Source organism: Aquibacillus koreensis, from assembly GCF_025154055.1.
In the GTDB taxonomy this organism is placed as follows: Bacteria; Bacillota; Bacilli; order Bacillales; family Amphibacillaceae; genus Aquibacillus_C; species Aquibacillus_C koreensis.
The window spans coordinates 88,131-108,681 of record NZ_JAOALK010000008.1 but is presented as its reverse complement, the minus strand read 5'-3'; the positions used below and the strand labels follow the sequence as shown (position 1 = coordinate 108,681).

18 protein-coding genes are annotated in these 20,551 nt (G+C 36.4%); all 18 read right to left on the bottom strand.

Going from position 1 to position 20,551, the window contains the following annotated elements; translation table 11 throughout:
- Positions 1-108: 108 nt before the first annotated feature.
- On the bottom strand, positions 109-1,680 hold the full coding sequence (gene rny / locus NYQ66_RS02230) for a ribonuclease Y (protein ID WP_259866392.1): 1,572 nt from the start codon (positions 1,678-1,680) through the stop codon (positions 109-111).
- A gap of 355 nt (positions 1,681-2,035) precedes the next feature.
- Complete coding sequence (recA, locus tag NYQ66_RS02225; protein WP_259866390.1) at positions 2,036-3,079, bottom strand: recombinase RecA; 1,044 nt, start codon at positions 3,077-3,079, stop codon at positions 2,036-2,038.
- Between the two features lie 175 nt (positions 3,080-3,254).
- Positions 3,255-4,505, bottom strand: a complete 1,251-nt coding sequence (locus NYQ66_RS02220) for a competence/damage-inducible protein A (RefSeq protein ID WP_259866388.1) — start codon at positions 4,503-4,505, stop codon at positions 3,255-3,257.
- Positions 4,505-5,083, bottom strand: coding sequence for a CDP-diacylglycerol--glycerol-3-phosphate 3-phosphatidyltransferase (gene pgsA / locus NYQ66_RS02215; RefSeq protein ID WP_259866386.1), 579 nt, complete (start codon positions 5,081-5,083; stop codon positions 4,505-4,507). The genes NYQ66_RS02220 and pgsA overlap by 1 nt, the downstream gene beginning before the upstream one ends.
- 95 nt (positions 5,084-5,178) lie before the next feature.
- Positions 5,179-6,096, bottom strand: coding sequence for a helix-turn-helix domain-containing protein (locus NYQ66_RS02210; protein WP_259866384.1), 918 nt, complete (start codon positions 6,094-6,096; stop codon positions 5,179-5,181).
- Positions 6,097-6,114: 18 nt separating this feature from the next.
- Complete coding sequence (locus tag NYQ66_RS02205) at positions 6,115-6,906, bottom strand: DUF3388 domain-containing protein (RefSeq protein ID WP_259866382.1); 792 nt, start codon at positions 6,904-6,906, stop codon at positions 6,115-6,117.
- Between the two features lie 198 nt (positions 6,907-7,104).
- Complete coding sequence (locus tag NYQ66_RS02200) at positions 7,105-7,365, bottom strand: DUF3243 domain-containing protein (protein WP_259866380.1); 261 nt, start codon at positions 7,363-7,365, stop codon at positions 7,105-7,107.
- Positions 7,366-7,459: 94 nt separating this feature from the next.
- A complete protein-coding gene (ymfI, locus tag NYQ66_RS02195; protein WP_259866378.1) occupies positions 7,460-8,176 on the bottom strand; it encodes an elongation factor P 5-aminopentanone reductase in 717 nt (238 codons plus the stop codon).
- 9 nt (positions 8,177-8,185) lie between these two features.
- The gene (gene yfmH, locus NYQ66_RS02190) at positions 8,186-9,469 is read right to left on the bottom strand and encodes an EF-P 5-aminopentanol modification-associated protein YfmH (protein ID WP_259866376.1); all 1,284 of its coding nucleotides are present in this window, start codon (positions 9,467-9,469) and stop codon (positions 8,186-8,188) included.
- On the bottom strand, positions 9,462-10,748 hold the full coding sequence (yfmF, locus tag NYQ66_RS02185; RefSeq protein ID WP_259866374.1) for an EF-P 5-aminopentanol modification-associated protein YfmF: 1,287 nt from the start codon (positions 10,746-10,748) through the stop codon (positions 9,462-9,464). The genes yfmH and yfmF overlap by 8 nt, the downstream gene beginning before the upstream one ends.
- A 212-nt stretch (positions 10,749-10,960) precedes the next feature.
- On the bottom strand, positions 10,961-11,914 hold the full coding sequence (locus NYQ66_RS02180) for an ABC transporter permease (RefSeq protein ID WP_259866373.1): 954 nt from the start codon (positions 11,912-11,914) through the stop codon (positions 10,961-10,963).
- A 1-nt stretch (position 11,915) separates the two neighbouring features.
- Complete coding sequence (locus NYQ66_RS02175) at positions 11,916-12,962, bottom strand: ABC transporter permease (RefSeq protein ID WP_259866371.1); 1,047 nt, start codon at positions 12,960-12,962, stop codon at positions 11,916-11,918.
- A complete protein-coding gene (locus tag NYQ66_RS02170; protein WP_311201999.1) occupies positions 12,962-14,464 on the bottom strand; it encodes an ABC transporter ATP-binding protein in 1,503 nt (500 codons plus the stop codon). Before NYQ66_RS02170 ends, NYQ66_RS02175 begins: the two co-directional genes overlap by 1 nt.
- A 208-nt stretch (positions 14,465-14,672) precedes the next feature.
- Positions 14,673-15,818 carry a BMP family lipoprotein gene (locus tag NYQ66_RS02165; RefSeq protein WP_259866369.1) on the bottom strand — a complete coding sequence of 382 codons (1,146 nt, stop codon included), beginning with the start codon at positions 15,816-15,818 and terminating at the stop codon, positions 14,673-14,675.
- Between the two features lie 88 nt (positions 15,819-15,906).
- A complete protein-coding gene (locus NYQ66_RS02160) occupies positions 15,907-16,629 on the bottom strand; it encodes a GntR family transcriptional regulator (protein WP_259866368.1) in 723 nt (240 codons plus the stop codon).
- Positions 16,630-16,875: 246 nt separating this feature from the next.
- Positions 16,876-19,209, bottom strand: coding sequence for an FtsK/SpoIIIE family DNA translocase (locus NYQ66_RS02155; protein ID WP_259866366.1), 2,334 nt, complete (start codon positions 19,207-19,209; stop codon positions 16,876-16,878).
- 189 nt (positions 19,210-19,398) lie between these two features.
- Complete coding sequence (locus tag NYQ66_RS02150; protein WP_259866364.1) at positions 19,399-19,623, bottom strand: YlzJ-like family protein; 225 nt, start codon at positions 19,621-19,623, stop codon at positions 19,399-19,401.
- Positions 19,620-20,351: a ClpP family protease gene (locus tag NYQ66_RS02145; RefSeq protein ID WP_259866363.1), complete on the bottom strand. Its 732-nt coding sequence runs from the start codon at positions 20,349-20,351 to the stop codon at positions 19,620-19,622. Before NYQ66_RS02145 ends, NYQ66_RS02150 begins: the two co-directional genes overlap by 4 nt.
- Positions 20,352-20,551: the final 200 nt, after the last annotated feature.

Sequence of the window (20,551 nt, the reverse complement as noted above, 5' to 3'; positions counted from 1 at the left end):
TTTGAATTACGTACAGTTTCACACATATGTTTATAAAAGTCAAAATTCAACAAGTCTTCCTATCTATTCCTTTTTCATTCAAAAAAATAAAGCGACCATTTGGCCGCTTTATTTCGCATATTCAACTGATCTTGTTTCTCGAATTACAGTAACCTTAATATGTCCTGGATAATCTAATTCGTTTTCAATACGCTTTCTGATTTCTCTAGCAATTCTTGAAGACTCTAGATCATCAATCTCATCCGGTTTTACCATGATTCGAACTTCTCGACCAGCTTGAATAGCAAATGATTTCTCAACCCCATCATAGGATTCAGAGATCTCTTCTAGTTTTTCTAAACGTTTAATATAATTTTCTAACGTTTCACTTCTTGCTCCTGGTCTTGCAGCAGATAATGCATCAGCTGCAGCGACTAATACAGCAATGACTGAAGTAGGTTCTTCATCACCATGGTGGGAAGCAACTGCATTAATAACAACTGCATTCTCTTTATACTTGGTCGCTAACTCTTTACCAATTTCCACGTGACTACCTTCTACTTCATGATCAATAGCCTTTCCGATATCGTGAAGTAAACCAGCTCTCTTAGCTAATGTTTGATCTTCACCTAATTCGGCCGCAAGCAATCCGGAAAGATACGCAACTTCCATTGAGTGTTTTAATACATTTTGACCATAGCTTGTACGATATTTTAATCGTCCTAGAATCTTAACTAGGTCTGGATGTAATCCGTGCACTCCTACCTCAAATGTAGTCTGTTCCCCAATCTCACGAATATACTCATCCACTTCACGCCTTGATTTCTCAACCATTTCTTCAATACGCGCTGGATGAATTCTTCCATCTTGGACAAGTTTTTCTAAGGCAATCCGTGCAATCTCTCTTCTAATTGGATCAAAACCAGATAAAATAACAGCTTCAGGTGTATCATCAATGATCAAGTCAATACCTGTAAGCGTCTCAAGGGTACGAATGTTTCGACCCTCACGACCGATGATACGTCCTTTCATTTCATCATTAGGAAGATTTACAACAGATACAGTTGTTTCAGCAACATGATCTGCAGCACAGCGTTGTAAAGCTAAAGATAGTATGTTCTTCGCTTTCTTATCCGCTTCTTCTTTGGCACGATTCTCTGCTTCTTTTATCATGATAGCTGATTCATGACTGACTTCTGTTTCAACACGCTCTAGAATCACTTGTTTAGCTTGATCGGTAGTATAACCGGAAATGCGTTCTAGCTCAGATTGCTGCTCGCTTAACATAGCTTCCACTTTGCTTTCCATTTCTTCAATTTGTTGTTGTTTTTCTGCTAGCGAACTTTCTTTCTTCTCTAACATGAGCTCACGCTTATCCAGCGTTTCATCTTTACGGTCTAGATTCTCTTCCTTTTGCATTAGACGGCTTTCTTGCTTTTGTATTTCCATCCTTCTCTCACGAAGTTCTTGTTCTGCTTGTTGACGAAGTTTATGGTTTTCATCTTTCGCTTCAAGAAGCGCCTCTTTTTTGGCAACTTCGGCATTTCTATGCCCTTCTTCTACAATCTGTTTTGCCAACTCTTCCGCACTAGAAATTTTCTTTTCTGCAATAGACTTACGAATCAGATAACCAACAACAGCACCGACGATAAGAAAAAGCAAACTGGAGATGACTATGGCAGTTATTTCTAAAGGTCCCATGGTTTCACCTCCTCTTGCTATAAATTTTGTACAAACAATTTTTAGTCGGCATGTACAGTCTTACATTTCAATATTGTTTACACTACCTCGATTATTTTGTCGGATAGCGCAAGTGAAACATCGACAAACATAAGAAAAATGACGAATGTCGAGCCTTTCTAAAAAAGAATGTATAATAAATATAAGAATTATACATAATTAATTTTAATCCTGAGGTTATATAATGTCAAGGAAACGTCTATATCCGTTAGCAATTTTAACCAACTTTCTGCTTTTAAGTGTTTTTTGTCTAATTTTAACCTGAAATAGCAGAAAAAATCCTAATCGGATAGACTAGGATTTTTATAGTGTTTCATTACTTAATGTCTAATACTTCTTGATTATCTTCCGAATCCTTTTCCGATCCCTCAACTAAGTCCATACCATAGTGATTTCGAATTGCTAAATAGATTTCCTCAGATACATCTTTATTTTCCTTTAAAAACTGTTTAGAATTTTCACGTCCTTGACCGAGTCGTTCTTCATTATAAGAATACCATGCACCGCTTTTTAACACGATATCTAAATCAGAACCAATATCTAATATTTCACCTTCTCTGGATATCCCTTCCCCATACATAATATCCACTTCAGCTTGCTTAAACGGTGGTGCAACTTTATTTTTTACAACCTTTATTCTCGTTCTGTTCCCAACCATATCGTTACCTTGCTTTAGTGTTTCTGCTCTACGTACTTCAAGTCTTACTGAGGAATAGAATTTAAGCGCTCTTCCACCTGGTGTTGTCTCTGGATTACCGAACATAACGCCAACTTTTTCACGAATCTGGTTAATGAAAATAGCTGTCGTTTTTGACTTATTAATAGCACCTGATAGTTTCCTTAATGCTTGAGACATTAAGCGGGCTTGCAAACCAACGTGTGCATCACCCATCTCGCCCTCTATTTCTGCTTTTGGAACTAAAGCTGCAACCGAGTCAATAACAACAATGTCTACAGCTCCACTACGAACAAGAGCTTCAGCGATTTCAAGAGCTTGTTCTCCTGTATCAGGCTGTGATAACAATAACTCATCCACATTTACACCTAATTTTCTTGCATAAACTGGATCTAAAGCATGCTCTGCATCAATAAATGCAGCTTGTCCGCCTTGCTTTTGTGCTTCAGCGATCGCATGTAATGAAACCGTTGTTTTACCAGATGATTCCGGACCATATATTTCAACTACACGTCCTCTTGGGTATCCACCAACACCTAATGCTACATCTAAAGCTAGAGAACCAGAAGAAACAGTAGATACCTTTTGTTCCGGGTGTTCCCCCATCTTCATAATAGATCCTTTACCGAATTGCTTTTCTATTTGTTTTAAAGCCATATCTAGGGCTTGTTTACGATCACTCAATTGTAGATCCTCCTTCTATTAAACTAATACTATCATAACTTGTTTTTTGAGATTTAACAAGTGAAAAACCGAATAAATGTTCCCTTATTTTCAAAAGGGTTAAGTAATAGATAATTCTATTACTATTAGACGATTTTCCATTTTTCTCGGTATATATCAACATCAAAATTCTATTTTACTGGTTCAAAATATTATGAAGAAGTTCAAATCCTTTTTTAACTGTTCTATTCCTAATAGCATTACGATCTCCATGAAAATGATATGCCTTCGTAATACTTTCACCTGTTAGGCGGTTATAGACACTAATAAAAACAGAACCTACTTCTTTCCCTTCAGACGGATCAGGACCTGCAACACCTGTAAAACTTATTCCAAAGGTAGAAGCATGTTTTCCAGAAACTTTTACTGCCATTTCTTCTGCACATTCTCGACTAATTGTACCAAATTTCTCTATCACATTTGATGAAACATCTAATACGTCTTGTTTTGCTTTAATAGAATAACAGACCACACCGCCCATAAAAACTTCCGATGCACCATTATTGGTCACAAAATCAGAAGAGAATTTTCCACCTGTTAAACTTTCGGCAGCAGCTATTGTCATATTATTATTCTTTAATAAATTTAACACTTGCTTTGATATAGATGTTTCATCATATCCATAAAAAAATGCTCCTACCTTATCAAGAACTTGCTTTTCAATATGATTAATTAAATCATTTGCTTCTTTTTTCGATGAGGCCTTTGCAGTAAGTCTTAGTCCAACTTCCCCTTCTGAGGCCAATGGTGCAATAGTAGGGTTCTGTTGCTTCTCTATAAGGTCTTTTAATTCATGTTCCAATTGTGATTCACCAACACCAATAAATCGGAGCATTCTCGATTCTATTACTTCATTTAATTGTAATTCTTTTTGTAAATACGGTAAGACATGCTCCGTCATAATTGCTTTCATTTCTCTTGGTACACCTGGCATAAAAATCCATATCTTTTGATTATGTTCCACAATCATTCCAGGAGCCATCCCAGCACTATTCGCCAAAACCTGTGCATCTTCAAAGACCAATGACTGCTTTCGATTATTGGGTGTCATTTGACGATTCGATTTATGAAAGTATCGTTCTATCTTTTTTATCGTTTCGTTATCTTCCACCATTTTTTTATTCGAAATAGATTGAAATGCTTCACGTGTCAGATCGTCATCTGTTGGTCCTAGTCCACCTGTAACAAATATAATGTCAGACCGCTCACCAGCATGTGTAAATAACGACTTTGCACGGTCAAGGTTATCACCAACAACACCATGAAAATATACGCCTATGCCATAGTCTGCCAACTTCTTCGACAACCATTGTGCATTTGTATTTGCAATTTGTCCTAATAATAACTCTGTCCCAACAGCTATAATCTCCGCCTTGTACGCTCGCATTATTTAGAATCCCTCATTACATGCCAATTTTTAATAAAGTAATCAACACCAGAAACTACCGTTACAGCTAGAGCAAGGTATAACGTAATTAAACCAAAGGGAAGACCTAGATACGAGAATGGATAATCATGAAGTAATAGTGCAGAAATGGCTACTATTTGAAGAACCGTCTTCAATTTACCCATTTGCCCTGCTGCTAGAACGACACCCTCTCCCGCGGCAACTAATCGTAAACCAGTGACAGCAAATTCTCTACTAATAATAATAATCACAATCCATGCTGGAGCGGTACCAATCTCAACTAATAAAATTAGTGCCGCCGATACTAAAAGCTTATCAGCCATTGGATCTAGAAACTTCCCTAAATTTGTAACTAAGTTATGCTTTCTCGCGTAATAGCCATCAACCCAATCTGTAGTGGATGCGATAATAAAGATAAGAGCTGCAATGAAATGGCTAACTGGTAACGTATTTTCTCCAATCGACCAACTTCCCCATTCAAATGGGACGGCTAATAAAACAATAAAGATTGGGATTAGGAAAATTCTTGATAATGTAATTCGATTTGGTATGTTCATATCTGTGCCTCCATCCAAAATAAATATGCCTATGTAAGTGAGCGAAACCCTTCCCATCACATCGTGATGAAAAGGGCTCTACACTCCCACTAAACTTATTCTGCTTCCTCATTTTTAATATTAATCCAAACTCTTTGTACTTGAGCAGGATCAATATCTTCTGGCAATTCTAATTTTACCCCATTAATGGTTATCGTCAAATCTTCTGATTCTCCAAATCGTAAATAAATTTGCTCTTCTCCAGTCATATCCTGTTGTAGTGGAGAATCATCAGCAAAGAACATAGCACTATAAAAAGATTTACCCTTACCGTTTTCTAACTCAACCCAATGCTCTTTATCTGTGCTAAGCTCTACCTCTACCTTATCATCAGGGTTGATAAAGTCGTAGGTAGTTTCATTCGTACCTTGCTCTACAATAGTGAATGACGGCTCTACTGTTTCTTCTTCCGAGTTCTCAGGTTGTTGTTCTTCTGATTCAGAGTCTTCCCCTTCATTTGCTCCATTTGAATCATCATTTTCATCTGTTTCTGTTTGATTAGGTGGCAGTGTAACTTTATCGCCGCCATCATTATCTTGATCTACCACACCAGGTTCTTCATTATCATCATTTGTAAATACACCTTGACTAAAATACCACACTACAACAAGAATACCTAAAATAAGTATTACAAACAGTATAGTAGGTAAAAAAGAGAAAATAGCAGGGCTCTTTGTCGAGGATGTTGTATCCTTCTTACTCCGTTGAACACGAGAATACTGAATTGACCGCTCATCACTTGATGTTGGTAAATCATTTTGATACTCTTCCATCAATTGTTCAGGATCTAAGTCAACTGCAGTTGCATACTCCTTTATAAAAGCACGAATATAAAAGTTTCCAGGCATCACTTCATAATTACCACGTTCAATTGCCTGTAAATATCTTGTTTGGATTTTTGTGATTTTTTGCAAATCGTCTAAGGTCAAACTCTTCGCTTCACGCGCTTCTTTAAGCCTTTCACCTAAATTCATTATTAACACCATCCATTATTAAAAATCAAACATTGAAAACCCGTCACCATTTCCAAAAGCGGGTTTTTCAAGTGGATCATACCTTATTTCTTCGGATTCTTCTGTTCTAAGTTCAATAATATAATCAAAATCATCTAGCTTATATTCTGTTTGTTGAACGAAAATATCTGGGTGTTCGACTACCTTTGTTGCTGGTAAACGCATGATTTCTCTTACCAACTCCCAATGTTTTTCACTAGCTCTCCTAGTTGAAACAACCCCATCGATAATATATAGATTATCGTCGTTATACTCGTCTTCAATTAATTGATTACGTATCGTTTGTTTTAGCAACGTACTTGAAACAAACAACCACCTTTTATTTGCACAAACACTTGCAGCAACAATAGACTCTGTTTTACCTACACGAGGCATCCCTCTGATACCAATTAGTTTATGCCCATCCTTTTTATATAATTCAGCCATAAAGTCAACAAGTAAACCCAGTTCACTTCTAACAAATCGAAACGTTTTCTTATCATCCACATCACTATGTATATATCGACCGTGTCTAACTGCTAAACGATCACGCAATTTGGGTTTTCTTAGTTTCGTGACATTGATGGTATCCATTGTATCCAAGATCGATCTTAATCGCATAATTTGTTCATCTTTACTAGCTAATAATAAGAGACCTCTTCTCGCATTCTCAACGCCATTGATTGTTATGATGTTAATGGAAAGCATACCAAGTAAAGAAGAGATATCTCCTAATAATCCTGGTCGATTATGTTGAATGTCATATTCAAGGTACCATTCTGTTTTTTCCATTATCATTCTCCTTTAGTTAGGTATCAAAAATTTGCACCTCTAAGGACATACTATTATCATATATGATTTTTACACATTATAAAAGGACAACATTTGTTAAAATTCAACAAATGTTTAATTTTTTAATGAATACAATACAAAGCCCTTGCTATCGTTGGAAGCAAGGGCTTTGATTCGATGTTGAGAAATAGGAGATGCTTATCTACCTGTTCCTTCATTTTGTACAAGCTTAACCATAATATTGGCAATTGCATGTTGTTCCTGTTGATCTGCTGCATTCCAAAGATCACGTAATACAGCCTCTTGTTCATTTTTAGCGTCAACCTGATTAGATAGGTATCCACCAATATCATAAGCTAATTCAGAAATAGCTTGTTGGCTCATTCCTTGACCTTGTGCTTGGTGCAAACGGTCGCCAAGAAAGTCTTTCCATGATTCAAAGTTATCAAGAACAGACATTTTTAAATTCCTCCTTCATATAGCTTACACTGTTATCATTTGATTTTTGAAAAACTTTATGCATACATGAAGGAGGCTTTCTGTTATAAAATTTTTACCATGCACCTGTCACATTTATAATTTCACCTTGAATATAACTTGATCGTTCATCCAACAAGAACGATACAGCCTGTGCAACGTCACTTGGCTTTCCTGCCCGATTTAAAGGAATCTGTTCGATTATTTCTTGTTTTTCCATTTCTGAAAAAGAAAAATTCATTTTTGTATCGATAAAGCCAGGACTAACTCCATTAACAGAGATGCTACTCTGACCAAGCTCTCTAGCTAAAGCCTTTACAAAGCTATTCTGTGCCCCTTTTACGGAAGAATAAATAACTTCGCAACTCGCTCCAACGTCACCCCATATCGAGGATATTAAAATTATATGTCCCGTATGATTTCTTACCATATCGGGAATAAGTGCTTTTGTAATCATCCACGGGGCTTTTACATGTATATGGATCATTTCATCCATCTTTTCCTCCGATGTATCTTGAAATAAGCCGTGATGACTTTTACCACTGGCAAAGATAATGGATTGGACAGGGAAATGAATCTTTTCAAGAAACGAGTGAATACCTGTACTGTTACTAAGGTCTCCATGTATAACGTCTAAAACAGATTCTGGTTCCAATTCTTGATATAGTCCTTCTAACGAGTCCTTATTTTGATTATAGTGCAAGAGCAAACGATATCCTTCAGAAGCAACACGCCTGGCTATCTCCATTCCAATTTCCCCGCTTGCACCCACAATTAAACAGTTCTTATTCATTATTACTCCTTATGAAGGCACAATTTGACAAACTGCGATGCGCTCTTCGTCAATCCAATGTTTTATAAATTCATTTGCATCTTCTACTGTTAGTGATTCAATCACTGGTAAAATCTCAAATAAATCTATCCCCAGTAAATGGTAATGGATAAATTGACTTGATATAAACTCTAATGAATTTAATGAGCGAAGAAGTTGCCCAATTTTCTTCCGCTTAATGCGCTTAAAATCTTCAATGTCAATCGTTGCTTCTTTTAAATTAATTAATATGGATGTAAGTTTATCAGCTAATTCATCTGGCTTTTGTGTATTACCACCGATAATCGAAAATCCGAAATTCTTTTCCATATTTGTTTCAAAACTAAAGCTATTATCAATTAAGTCATTTTCATATAGCTCTTGATAGTACTCCCCACTTCGAGAGAAAAAGTGATCTAATAGCATATCAATTAACAGTTCCTTTTTAATAAATGACTGATGATCACTATGATCCATTTTCTCTTTTATACCGATCAAACACTTGGAAACGGAAACAGGCATGTTGATCACATGTTTCTTTTTCGCTACTTGGTCTGGTTCTTCTGGAAAGGTACGCTTTATTTCTTCTTTTGGAGCAAATGACTTTGCTTGTTGATTTGCTTTAATCAATTGCATCATTTTTTCGGGATCGAAATTTCCAGCAACAAAAAAAGTCATATTAGAAGGATGATAAAATGTATTGTAGCAAGTGTAGAGATCATCCTTGGTTATTTTATCAATCGATTTTATCGTTCCAGCAATATCAATTTGAACTGGATGATGTTGATACATACTTTGGATTGTTCCAAAAAAGGATCTCCAATCAGGTTGGTCATCATACATCGTTATTTCTTGCCCGATAATGCCTTTCTCCTTTTCCACCGATTGTTCTGAAAAATATGGGTCTTGAACAAAATCTAAAAGCGTCTGCACATTCTCTTCTATGTTACTAGTGGAAGAAAATAAATATGCTGTTTTCGTAAATGAAGTGAATGCATTAGCTGATGCACCCCGCTTGGTAAAATCCTGAAATACGTCTCTATCCTCTTTTTCAAAAAGTTTGTGCTCAAGAAAATGTGCGATACCATCAGGAACCGTTATCGGTTCTGTTTGGCCAATTGGAACAAATGTATTATCAATGGAACCATAGTCAGTTGAGAAAATACCATACGTTTTTGACATTTCCGGTTTAGGCAGAAGGAAAACACTTAAACCATTGTCTAATTGTTCCGAATACAAGTTTTCTTTTAGTTGTTCATACGTTTTCTTATTCATCTGCATCTCCCCCTTTACTTGTTAAGAAATAAACGGTATCTAGTTGTATTTTTTCTCCAACTTTAAGAAGATCATCTCTCGATACATGACTAATTTCCTCGATCATTTTATCCGGAGAAAAACTTTGATTCGCAAGAACTTGATGATATAAAACTTCAACTAAACCTTGAGGATGATCCATTGTTTCTTTTAATTGGTTGATCACCATATTCTTTGTTTCATCCACTTGTTCATCTGAGAACGCACCATTACGCATGGCATCCATTTGCTCGATTATAATTTCTTTTGCTTTTTGATAATCGGTTGGCGCAATACCACTAAAAACAAACAACAAACCTTTATGGCTTTCAAATCTAGAAGCCGCATAGTAAGCAAGGCTGTGTTTTTCACGAACATTCATAAACAGCTTCGAGCTAGGAAACCCACCGAATATTCCATTAAAAACTTGCAGGGCATTATATTCCGGATCACCAAAACGAATATTTGTTCGGAAACCTAAGTGAAGCTTTCCTTGTTGTACATCTTGTTGTTCTGTAATCTCATTAACCTTTTCTACTTCCACATTCCCTTTAGACTTTTGCTGCTTGCTTGTGCGAACTTCTCTTGAGAAGTTTTTGGTTATCAGTTGAGGTACATCTTTGCCTTCCAGATCACCTAAAATATAAATATCTAACTCATCTTCTACCAACATACTTTGATAGTATTCATATAAGTTTTCTTCATTTACATTTGCTAAGTCTTCCTTATAGCCATGTACATGGAGATTATAAGCCTCATCTTTGCACATTTCATCAATGAGACGCATATTAGCATAACTCATTTTATCATCAACAATAGAATCGATTTTTTGTAATAACGTTTGCTTTTCACGATTGATAATTTTTTGGTCAAATGCCTTTCCATCTGACTTTGGATGGAATATGATTTCATTTAACACATTTACGGCATTTTCTAAAATTTGTTCATTAGATGAAAGGTACACTTCATTCGCTACCTCCATACGAACGGTAATAATATGATCTTCTCCCTTTTTTGCACTATCAATCGAAAGAACTGCACCGTACAATTCATCTAACTTTTGCCTTAATGAACGTGCAGATGGGTTATTCTTCGTCCCTTGTTGTAGAACATATGGAATTAAAGCTCTTTGCGTGATCGTATCGCGATTAAGTGGCGCTTTAAATTTTACCACCACGTTTATTGTTTTATATTTTTTAGTTTGAATCACATGAAGGTTAAACCCATTTGTAGAAACTTTCTCTTCATTCACTAACTGCATACGTCGTGCCTCCCTAAAAAAATTGTATGTATATAGCATTGCATTTTACACGTCTATCTATCCTATGAAAGATTATTTTAAAAAACGAAGTAAATATTTACCTTTCTTCTATATTAACGCAAAAAGGAACCAGGTAACAAATGAATGCCCCTTATTTTAAAAACAATAAGGATGCAAATTCACCCAATTACAGGTTCCTTCTACGTTCACTATTATCTGCTACCTTTAATATAAGGTTGACCATTCGCTTTTGGCGCTTCTGCTCGTCCAATAAATCCTGCTAAAGCAAGGATTGTTAATACGTATGGAGCAATCGTTAAATAAATTGATGGTACTTCCTGCAATACTGGAATACTAGTACTGATTACACTTAAACTTTGTGCTAATCCAAAGAAAAGTGCTGCCCCCATTGCACCTAATGGATGCCACTTACCAAAGATAACAGCTGCAAGTGACATAAATCCTTGCCCAACAATTGTAGACTGTGAGAAATTAGATGCAATCGTCAATGCAAATACAGAACCACCTAGTCCACCTAAGGCACCAGATATAATAACAGCAATGTAACGCATCGAATACACATTTATCCCATTCGTATCAGCTGCCATCGGATGTTCACCAACGGACCTTAAACGTAATCCAAAAGGTGTTTTATATAATACGTACCAAGCTATTACCGCAACAATAATCGCTAAATACGAGGTTAAATATACTTTTTGAAAGAAGATTGGCCCTATGATCGGGATGTCAGATAAAAACGGGATGTTAGTAGAATAGAATGGCTCAGATACCATATCTGTTTGTCCTTTTCCATACCATTGTTTTGTTAAAAAGACACCTAAACCAAGTGCTAAGAAGTTAATAGCTACTCCGCTAACTACTTGATCAGCTCTAAACGTAACAGATGCAACAGCGTGAATAATGGAAAAAATAGCTCCAATGACCATTGCCACTAAAATAGAGATCCAAGGAGTAGCATCACCGAACACATCAGCGAACGTTAGGTTAAACACGATACCTACAAATGCACCCATTACCATTAAGCCCTCTAGTCCAATGTTTACTACACCAGATCGTTCACTAAATACACCACCTAAGGCAGTTAAGATCAGAGGGGCCGAATAAAACAACGCAATTGGAATGATTGTTTGTAAAATATCTAACATACTATTTCCCCTCCTTTTTCAAACTTAATAACGCCCATCGTATGATGTAGCTTGAAGCTACAAAGAAAATGATTAATGCAATTACAATCTCCACTAGTTCTGAAGGTACTCCTGCTTCTGTTGGCATATTTAAAGAGCCTTCTTTTAAAACACCAAACAAAAATGCAGCAATAACCGTTCCAAATGCAGCGTTACCACCAAGTAAAGCGACGGCAATTCCATCAAAACCTATATTAGTAAATGAGGAATGTGTAGGCATATAGCCAAATGTTCCAAGACCTTCCATTGCTCCAGCCAAACCTGCAAATCCACCAGAGATGACCATTGCTAAGACAATATTCTTTCCTACCTTCATCCCTGCATATTCAGATGCATGCCGGTTATAACCAACTGACCTCAATTCATATCCAGTTGTTGTCTTTTCTAATAAGAACCACATGATCACTGCAGCTGCTAACGCAATCAAGAGCCCCCAATGTAGTCTAGAGAAACTCGTTATTTCCATTATCCAGTTGGAGGCTAGGGATGCACTCTCTAACACGCGGTCCGTTGTATCTTTTGTTTCTGTTAAAACGTTTCTTATTAGATGGTTCGTTAAGAATAAAGCGATATAATTCATCATAATGGTGATGATTACTTCGTGTACACCTAGTTTGGCTTTTAGGATACCCGGGACGAATCCCCATAACCCCCCTGCCACAGCAGCAGCAAGGATTGCTAAAGGTAAGTGAATAATCATAGGCGCTTCCATAGAAGAGCCTACCCATACAGCAGCTAACCAACCAACAATAACCTGTCCTTCAGCACCTATGTTAAATAATCCTGCTCGGAAAGCAAATGCAACAGCTAAACCCGTCAGAATATATGGTGTTACTCGTCTTATCGTTTCACCTGTAAAATAAGCATTTCCGAAAGCACCATCAATTAGTGCTATATAACCTCTAATAGGATTGTAACCAAAACCAAGCATGATTATAGCACCCGCTACTAGGCCTAAAAAGACCGATATGATTGGGACTAAGATATTAAACATGCGATTTGAAAACATCACGCACCACCTACTTTCTTACTACCAGCCATAAGTAGACCTAACTCTTGTTCATTTATTTCCTCCGGCTTCACATTAGCAACAATATTACCATCAAACATAACAGCTATTCGATCGCTAACATTCATTATTTCATCTAGTTCAAATGAAATTAGTAATACTGCTCTTCCTTTATCACGTTCTTCAATCAACTTTTGGTGAATAAACTCGATGGCACCGACGTCTAATCCACGTGTTGGTTGCGCTGCAATAATTAAATCAGGAGAACGATCTACTTCACGTGCAATAATTGCCTTTTGTTGATTACCACCAGATAATGCTCTTGCTTTGGTGTACTCACTTGGTGTACGAACGTCATATTCCTTAATTAACTTCTTAGCATGATCATAAATACGGTTAAATGATAGCACACCATTTTTTGAAAAAGTTTTTTGGTAATATGTTTGTAACACCATGTTTTCACCAATAGGAAAGTCTAATACCAATCCAAATTTGTGACGATCCTGAGGTATATGTGATAGTCCTGATTCTGTTATTTTTCTAGGGGACATATTTGTAATATCCTTGTCGTTTAACAGAATCTTTCCGGACTCAACCTTACTTAAACCTGTAATAGCTTCAATTAATTCTGACTGTCCATTTCCATCTACACCAGCAATACCAACAATTTCTCCCGCTTTAACTTCTAGCCCTAATCCTTTTACCATCTCTACTCCCCTTGAATCTTTCACACGGAGGTTTTCAATAGTAAGAATGTTGTCTTTCGGTGTGGCAGGGGTTTTTTCAGTTGTAAAACTAATTTCTCTCCCAACCATTAGTGATGCTAGCTCATTTGGGCTTGACTCTGCTACATTGACTGTACCTATTCCTTCACCTTTTCGAATAACGGTACAACGGTCACATACCTCCATAATCTCTTTTAACTTGTGTGTGATTAAAATAATGGAGATTCCTTCTTTAATAAGTGATTTCATGATTGCAATTAACTCTTTAATTTCTTGAGGGGTTAAAACAGCCGTTGGCTCATCTAATATTAAAACATCAGCCCCTCGATATAATGTCTTCAAAATCTCAACTCTTTGTTGCATACCTACAGAAATATCTCGTATTTTCGCTTTCGGATCGACTTTCAATCCATAACGTTCAGATAATTCCATTACTTCTTTTTCAGCCCGCTTAATATCAATCATCCCATACTTTCTAGGTTCACTACCTAAGATGATATTTTGCGTAACCGAAAAAGTATCCACTAACATAAAATGCTGGTGAACCATTCCTATTCCTAATTCATTTGCTACATTCGGGTCTGTTATATGTACTTTTTTGCCCTTTACTTTAATTTCACCTTTTTCCGGTTGATAAAGTCCAAATAGCACATTCATTAGCGTTGATTTTCCAGCACCATTCTCCCCAAGCAGTGCATGTATCTCACCTTGTTTCACTTGTAAGTTAATGTTGTTATTTGCAACAATACCTGGAAATTCCTTTCGAATATTTAGCATTTCAACTACATAATTCTCCAAAAATCCCACTCCTTTTTTGGACATTTTAAATGAACGGACGAAGAAAATCGCCAAATGAAAATCCGGAATTCTCTCTTCATTTGAAGATTCTCCTAACATTTTTCCCGTTATATCTTCCATCATTACATTCATTTTCATTCAAAAAAGGCTAGAAATTATAAATCTCTAGCCCTTTTTGGAAACATTTTTACAGATCCGCTAAATAAGCTTCTAATTCTTCATCTGTAGATGGAACATCTATTTCTCCATCGAGAATGCTTTGTTTAAATTCTTGCACTTTTTCATCTATCTCAGCAGTGTATGCTTCTTCATTCGTCTCAGCAATACCAATAGCATCATCTTCAAGTCCAAATTCTAACGTTTCACCACCTGGGAATTCTCCTTCATATGCTTGTTGTGTTACATTTTGTACTGCAACATCTACACGCTTAAGCATAGAAGTAAGCGTTACGTTCGTATCTCCAATCGCACCTTCTTCATGTTGGTCACGGTCTACCCCAATAACCCAAACATAAGCATCTTCATCTGCATTTTTAATGTCTTTAGCCTCATTAAACACACCATTACCAGTACCACCTGAAGCATGATAAATTACATCAGCTCCACTATTGTACATGCCTGCAGCAATCGCTTTACCTTTTGTTGCATCACCAAATGATTCTGCATATTGTGCAACAACTTCAATAGAAGGATCTACTGATTTAACACCCGCTTCAAAACCAGTTTCGAATTTTTTAATCAGTTCACTTTCAACTCCACCGACAAAACCTACTTTTTTAGATTTTGTTTTCATTGCAGCAGCAACACCAACAAGGAATGAACCTTGATGTTCCTTGAAACGAATACTTACAACATTATCGCCCTCAATTGTCTCATCGACTATTGCAAAATTCGTGTCAGGATTTTGTTCCGCTACCTTGGTAACTGACTCCATTAATAAGAATCCAATACCGTAAATAAGATTGTAATCTTGTTGAACTAAACGATTAAGGTTTGGAGAATAGTCCGCATCACTAGAAGACTGAACATAGTCAAAGTTTTCTTTTTCAACTAGTCCGTTTGCTTCGCCAAATGCATTAAGACCTTCCCACGCAGACTGGTTAAATGATTTATCATCAACACCACCAGTATCTGTTACCATACCAACTTTGAAATTAGTGTCTTCGGCTTGTTCTTCTGTGCCTTCATTTGTAGTTTCATCCGTACCTTCTGTTTCTGTGTTATCATCTGCTGGATTTGCAGAATCATCTTCGTCTGCAGTACCACATGCACTAAGTACAAGCACAAATGATAGTAACAATGCAAATAAAATTAATAAGTGTTTCTTCTTCAAAATAATACCCCCAAAATTTTTGTTTTTATTTAAATTTTTTAACACACGTAAGATAGACTGAATTCTTCCTGCCATCACCTCCCAAACGTTACCTTTTCCTTACAACAAAGAAACTAAAGACATCAGATCTAAAGTAATTTGCAGAGTAAAGAACTGGCTCATCTAACGCAGTATAATGCACTTGTTTTAATAACAATAATGCTTGGTCTGGTTGACAATTTAAAGCCGGAGAGATCTTTTCGTGATAACCAATAGGCTCAATATACGTAATTGCATAAGCTATTTTTTTACCACCAGAAACTTCTAATAACTTAAACAAAGAATCTTGTGTGTGAACTTGATCTAATGGTATTAAATCCTTGTCCACTTTATCTATACAATAGACAACTGGTTCTCCGTCTGCACTTCTAATTCTTTCAATTTGAGCAATCTGTTTAACTCGTTTCGGTGCAAACCTTTGTTTATCATTATCAGTAGGTTCTATTAATTCTGTTGAAATATACTGTGAACCAGGAGTTTTCCCCGATTTAGTAATCATATCCGTTACACTACCAAGCTGTTCAATCCCAGACGAGAACATTGGCTTAGGATTAACAAAGATTCCTACACCAGGTCTTCTAGTAACAATATTGTCTTCCTCTAAAATATCCAAAGCTTCTCTTAATTCCTCGCGTTTTACACTCAATTGCTTACAAAGTTCAAATTCCGACGGTAACTTTTCCTTTTCTTTATAAATACCTTGTTCTACTTGCTGCTTTAATTGTTCTGCAATTTGAATGTATATGTAACTATTATCTGATTTTAATGACATTATTTACCTCCAGATAACGAGCCTCACAGTGCTAAAGTGTTAGTGTGGTCGAATCATTTTCCAAAACTAAATATAACACTTTTATATCTAGAAATAAATAGAAATATAAACAATTTTATGTGGAATTTGAAATAAGTTGACGAATTTTGTCGTTTTTCACAACAATATTTTCCATATTTTTGGCCCTTACATACAATTTATCCATATGTAAGGGTCTACTATAAGTATTTACCATATAAGCTTATTTTATGATGATTTTTCTTCCGTATAATCGGAGACTAGGACTGTTCTTGGTTTTGATCCTTCATACGGACCGACAATACCTCGATCTTCCATCGCATCAATTAGACGCGCTGCTCTTGTGTACCCGACACGAAATCTTCGTTGCAGCATAGATACACTGGCACTTTGCATCTCTATTACTAGCTGAACAGCGTCATCAAATAAATCATCATCAACTTTATTTGCCACTTCCGTCTCTTCTTCCGGAATCATATCGTCTTGATATTGTGCTTTTTGTTGTTCAATACAATGATCGACAATTCGTTCTACTTCTTCATCTGAAAGAAATGCCCCCTGAATACGAGTAGGCTTAGATGAACCGACAGGAATAAACAACATGTCCCCTCGGCCTAATAATTTTTCTGCACCACCCGAGTCCAAGATCGTACGTGAATCTGTCGCAGACGATACACTAAAGGCTATTCTCGATGGTATATTTGCCTTAATGACTCCCGTAATGACATCAACAGATGGTCGTTGTGTAGCTATAATTAAGTGAATACCTGCAGCTCGAGCCATTTGTGCAAGTCTAGTAATAGCATCCTCCACATCGCCTGAAGCAACCATCATTAAGTCAGCTAACTCATCGACAAGCACTACAATATAAGGAAGTTGTGGTTGATTGTCGCCCTCTGCTGCATTGTAACGTTTAATATATTCATTATATCCTTCTATGTTTCTTGTTCCTGTATCAGAAAATAACTCGTAACGCCTTTCCATTTCTGATACAACCTTTTTTAATGCTCTTGACGCTTTTTTTGGATCCGTCACAACTGGTGCTAACAAGTGCGGAATTCCATTATATACATTTAACTCTACTTTTTTGGGGTCAATCATCATCATTTTAACTTCATGTGGTTTTGCCCGCATCAAAATGCTAGTTATAATCCCATTTATACATACACTTTTACCACTACCTGTTGCACCAGCAACAAGCAAGTGTGGCATGCGATTAAGTTCAGCGATTACTGCATCACCTGATATATCTCTGCCCAATACAAAAGCAAGTTTTGACCCTTGCATCGCTTGTTTCGTATCCAAAACTTCTCTAAGGGATACTGTCGCGATCTCATGGTTTGGTACTTCAATTCCAATCGCCGATTTACCAGGTATTGGTGCCTCTATTCTTATATCTTTTGCTGCTAACGCTAGCGCAAGATCATCATGTAAGTTAACAATCTTACTTACCTTAACCCCCACATCTGGATAGATCTCATACTTGGTTACCGCAGGACCTACATGCACTTTAGTAACTTTTGCTTTAACACCAAAACTATGAAAAGTTCTTTCTAGCTTTCTAACAACCGCTTGAATCTGTCCACGTTCTTGTTGTTGGGTATTGTTTACAGGTTCGGCTAATAACTCAAGGGAAGGCAGTTCATAATCAAAATTCTCTAGTTCAGTCATGGGTAGAGATTCTAAAAGTTTTTCATCCTCTGGATCTTCTTTCTTCGTTTTTTCTGATTTTTTGTTCACCTTTTTAGATTGATTATTATTTTCATTCGAATAGGCTATATCTGTGAATTCTTGAATTATTGGTTCTTCTTCCTTCTGTCCAGCATTTAACAAAGGCTCAATTTCTAATTCTTGAGTATAAATTTCATTGTCATTTTCCATTTCTTTGGTCTCACGCTTTTCTTCCTTTTCTTTACTTTTCTTTTCTCTTAATGCATTCCAGTGATTCATCTGTGTTTTCACAAATGCTTTCCATCTGTCCCATGATTTTTCAATAAAAGCTCCTATTGAAAATTCTGTAAGGAAAAGAATACCTATAAGAATAGCAAATAGTGATAAGAATCGTGCACCAGGTGCTGAGAATAAAAAGTGGCTAAATGCAAACAAAATTGCCCCGACCATCCCTCCTCCTAAGTTAGCGGCAGGGACTTGTCCATCGAGATAGGCCCAGATATGGCCCCAAGTTGTCTTTATAATAGACGGCTTAACAGAATCTGTTAAAATTTCATTAAATGATTGAATATGTGTTAAGAGAATTATTCCAAGAAAAATGATATAAAATCCTGATAATCGTCTGTTAAATAGAAAAGGAATTCTTCTTTTAATCATTAAGTAAATTCCCAAACCTAGCAAAAACAAGGACACGACAAAATACCAGACCCCAAAAATAAATCGAAACAAATTCTCTAGTATCGCAGGAATAGCACCCTCGCTAATAGAGCTTGCACCACTTCCAAAAACCGCAAGAAAGATTAAGAGGATCCCGATTAGTTCATATTTAAGTTGGTCTTTAAATGACTGTTTACTCTTTTTACTTGTTTTAGCTTTTCGCCTTTTTGGCATATGATCACCTCTGTGATAGTACTACGAAGTATTTTATGTACTTACATACTTTCAATGGCTCCGTTTTTAAATTCATATCGAATGAAGATAAACCCTTGTCATATGTTGACAAGGGTTTTTTCATTTAAGTGGTAAGAATAACCACTAGCGTAATTTAATTATATCACAGAGTTGCCTTACGGTGCGCCATTAACCAATAATTTCATGAGAGGAAACCATCGAGCCTGGCATGAATTGTTCATTTAGAAAGTCTTGAGGATCTGTAGAAAGTAATTGGACAATTCGACAAGTCCCATTTTCTAATCGCTCTACTTGTACCATCTTTCCTTGTAAGTTAACCATCTCATATTTCTGAAAATCCTGACTTTCTGTTGGAAAAATATCTGATTCACTCAATGGCGTATATAGAATCATTGAATCATCGTCCCATCTGATTTATTATGCTCAATTAATTCATTAAGTTTTGCCATAGCTTCTTTCACTCCACCTATACCATCGATAAGTCCATAATCTACGGCATCTGTTCCGACAACATTTGTACCAATATCTCTTGTTAAGTTTCCTTTTTCAAACATAAGTTCTTTAAATTTTTCTTCTTTAATATTAGAGTGATTAATCACAAATTGGATGACCCGTTCTTGCATCTTGTCTAGATATTCAAATGTCTGTGGGACACCGATTACTAAACCTGTAAGACGAATAGGGTGAATCGTCATCGTAGCCGTTGGAGCTATAAAAGAATAATCTGCTGATACCGCTATAGGAACCCCAATGGAATGTCCACCACCAAGTACGATAGAAACGGTCGGCTTAGAAATTGATGCTAACATTTCTGATAATGCTAAACCAGCTTCCACATCACCACCTACAGTATTCAAGACAACAATCAGGCCCTCGATTTTAGGGTTTTGCTCGACCGCAATAATTTGTGGAATTAAATGTTCATATTTTGTTGTTTTATTTTGAGGTGGTAATTGTATATGCCCTTCTATCTGCCCAATAATAGGTAGTACATGAATATTAGAATCAGGGGCCGCTGCAACAGAAGATTGCCCTAGTTGTTGAATCTTTTGCACTAAAGATGATTGGGTAGATTGATCATCACCTTGCTCTTTTTTGGGTGTATTATCTTTTTCTGTCATTATAAAACGCTCCTTTCATTTAACTCTACGTATAGTATGAACATTTGAAATAAGTTGATACCCTCTAGTTTTTGAATAGTAGGAGATACTTTGAGAAAGTATGGTAAGTAAAGTTTATTAAATGTGTTACAGCCCCATGAAGTCCTAATTCAAACTGACTGATTTACACGTTATCCTTCCAAATAGATAAAAAAGTATCC

What these genes read in the sequence shown, in the direction of transcription:
- rny (WP_259866392.1), bottom strand. Translation starts at nt 1,680, where the DNA reads ATGGGACCTTTAGAAATAACTGCCATAGTCATCTCCAGTTTGCTTTTT.
- NYQ66_RS02220 (WP_259866388.1), bottom strand. Translation starts at nt 4,505, where the DNA reads ATGCGAGCGTACAAGGCGGAGATTATAGCTGTTGGGACAGAGTTATTA.
- pgsA (WP_259866386.1), bottom strand. Translation starts at nt 5,083, where the DNA reads ATGAACATACCAAATCGAATTACATTATCAAGAATTTTCCTAATCCCA.
- NYQ66_RS02210 (WP_259866384.1), bottom strand. Translation starts at nt 6,096, where the DNA reads ATGAATTTAGGTGAAAGGCTTAAAGAAGCGCGTGAAGCGAAGAGTTTG.
- NYQ66_RS02205 (WP_259866382.1), bottom strand. Translation starts at nt 6,906, where the DNA reads ATGGAAAAAACAGAATGGTACCTTGAATATGACATTCAACATAATCGA.
- NYQ66_RS02200 (WP_259866380.1), bottom strand. Translation starts at nt 7,365, where the DNA reads ATGTCTGTTCTTGATAACTTTGAATCATGGAAAGACTTTCTTGGCGAC.
- ymfI (WP_259866378.1), bottom strand. Translation starts at nt 8,176, where the DNA reads ATGAATAAGAACTGTTTAATTGTGGGTGCAAGCGGGGAAATTGGAATG.
- yfmH (WP_259866376.1), bottom strand. Translation starts at nt 9,469, where the DNA reads ATGAATAAGAAAACGTATGAACAACTAAAAGAAAACTTGTATTCGGAA.
- yfmF (WP_259866374.1), bottom strand. Translation starts at nt 10,748, where the DNA reads ATGCAGTTAGTGAATGAAGAGAAAGTTTCTACAAATGGGTTTAACCTT.
- NYQ66_RS02180 (WP_259866373.1), bottom strand. Translation starts at nt 11,914, where the DNA reads ATGTTAGATATTTTACAAACAATCATTCCAATTGCGTTGTTTTATTCG.
- NYQ66_RS02175 (WP_259866371.1), bottom strand. Translation starts at nt 12,962, where the DNA reads ATGTTTTCAAATCGCATGTTTAATATCTTAGTCCCAATCATATCGGTC.
- NYQ66_RS02170 (WP_311201999.1), bottom strand. Translation starts at nt 14,464, where the DNA reads ATGCTAAATATTCGAAAGGAATTTCCAGGTATTGTTGCAAATAACAAC.
- NYQ66_RS02160 (WP_259866368.1), bottom strand. Translation starts at nt 16,629, where the DNA reads ATGTCATTAAAATCAGATAATAGTTACATATACATTCAAATTGCAGAA.
- NYQ66_RS02155 (WP_259866366.1), bottom strand. Translation starts at nt 19,209, where the DNA reads ATGCCAAAAAGGCGAAAAGCTAAAACAAGTAAAAAGAGTAAACAGTCA.
- NYQ66_RS02150 (WP_259866364.1), bottom strand. Translation starts at nt 19,623, where the DNA reads ATGATTCTATATACGCCATTGAGTGAATCAGATATTTTTCCAACAGAA.
- NYQ66_RS02145 (WP_259866363.1), bottom strand. Translation starts at nt 20,351, where the DNA reads ATGACAGAAAAAGATAATACACCCAAAAAAGAGCAAGGTGATGATCAA.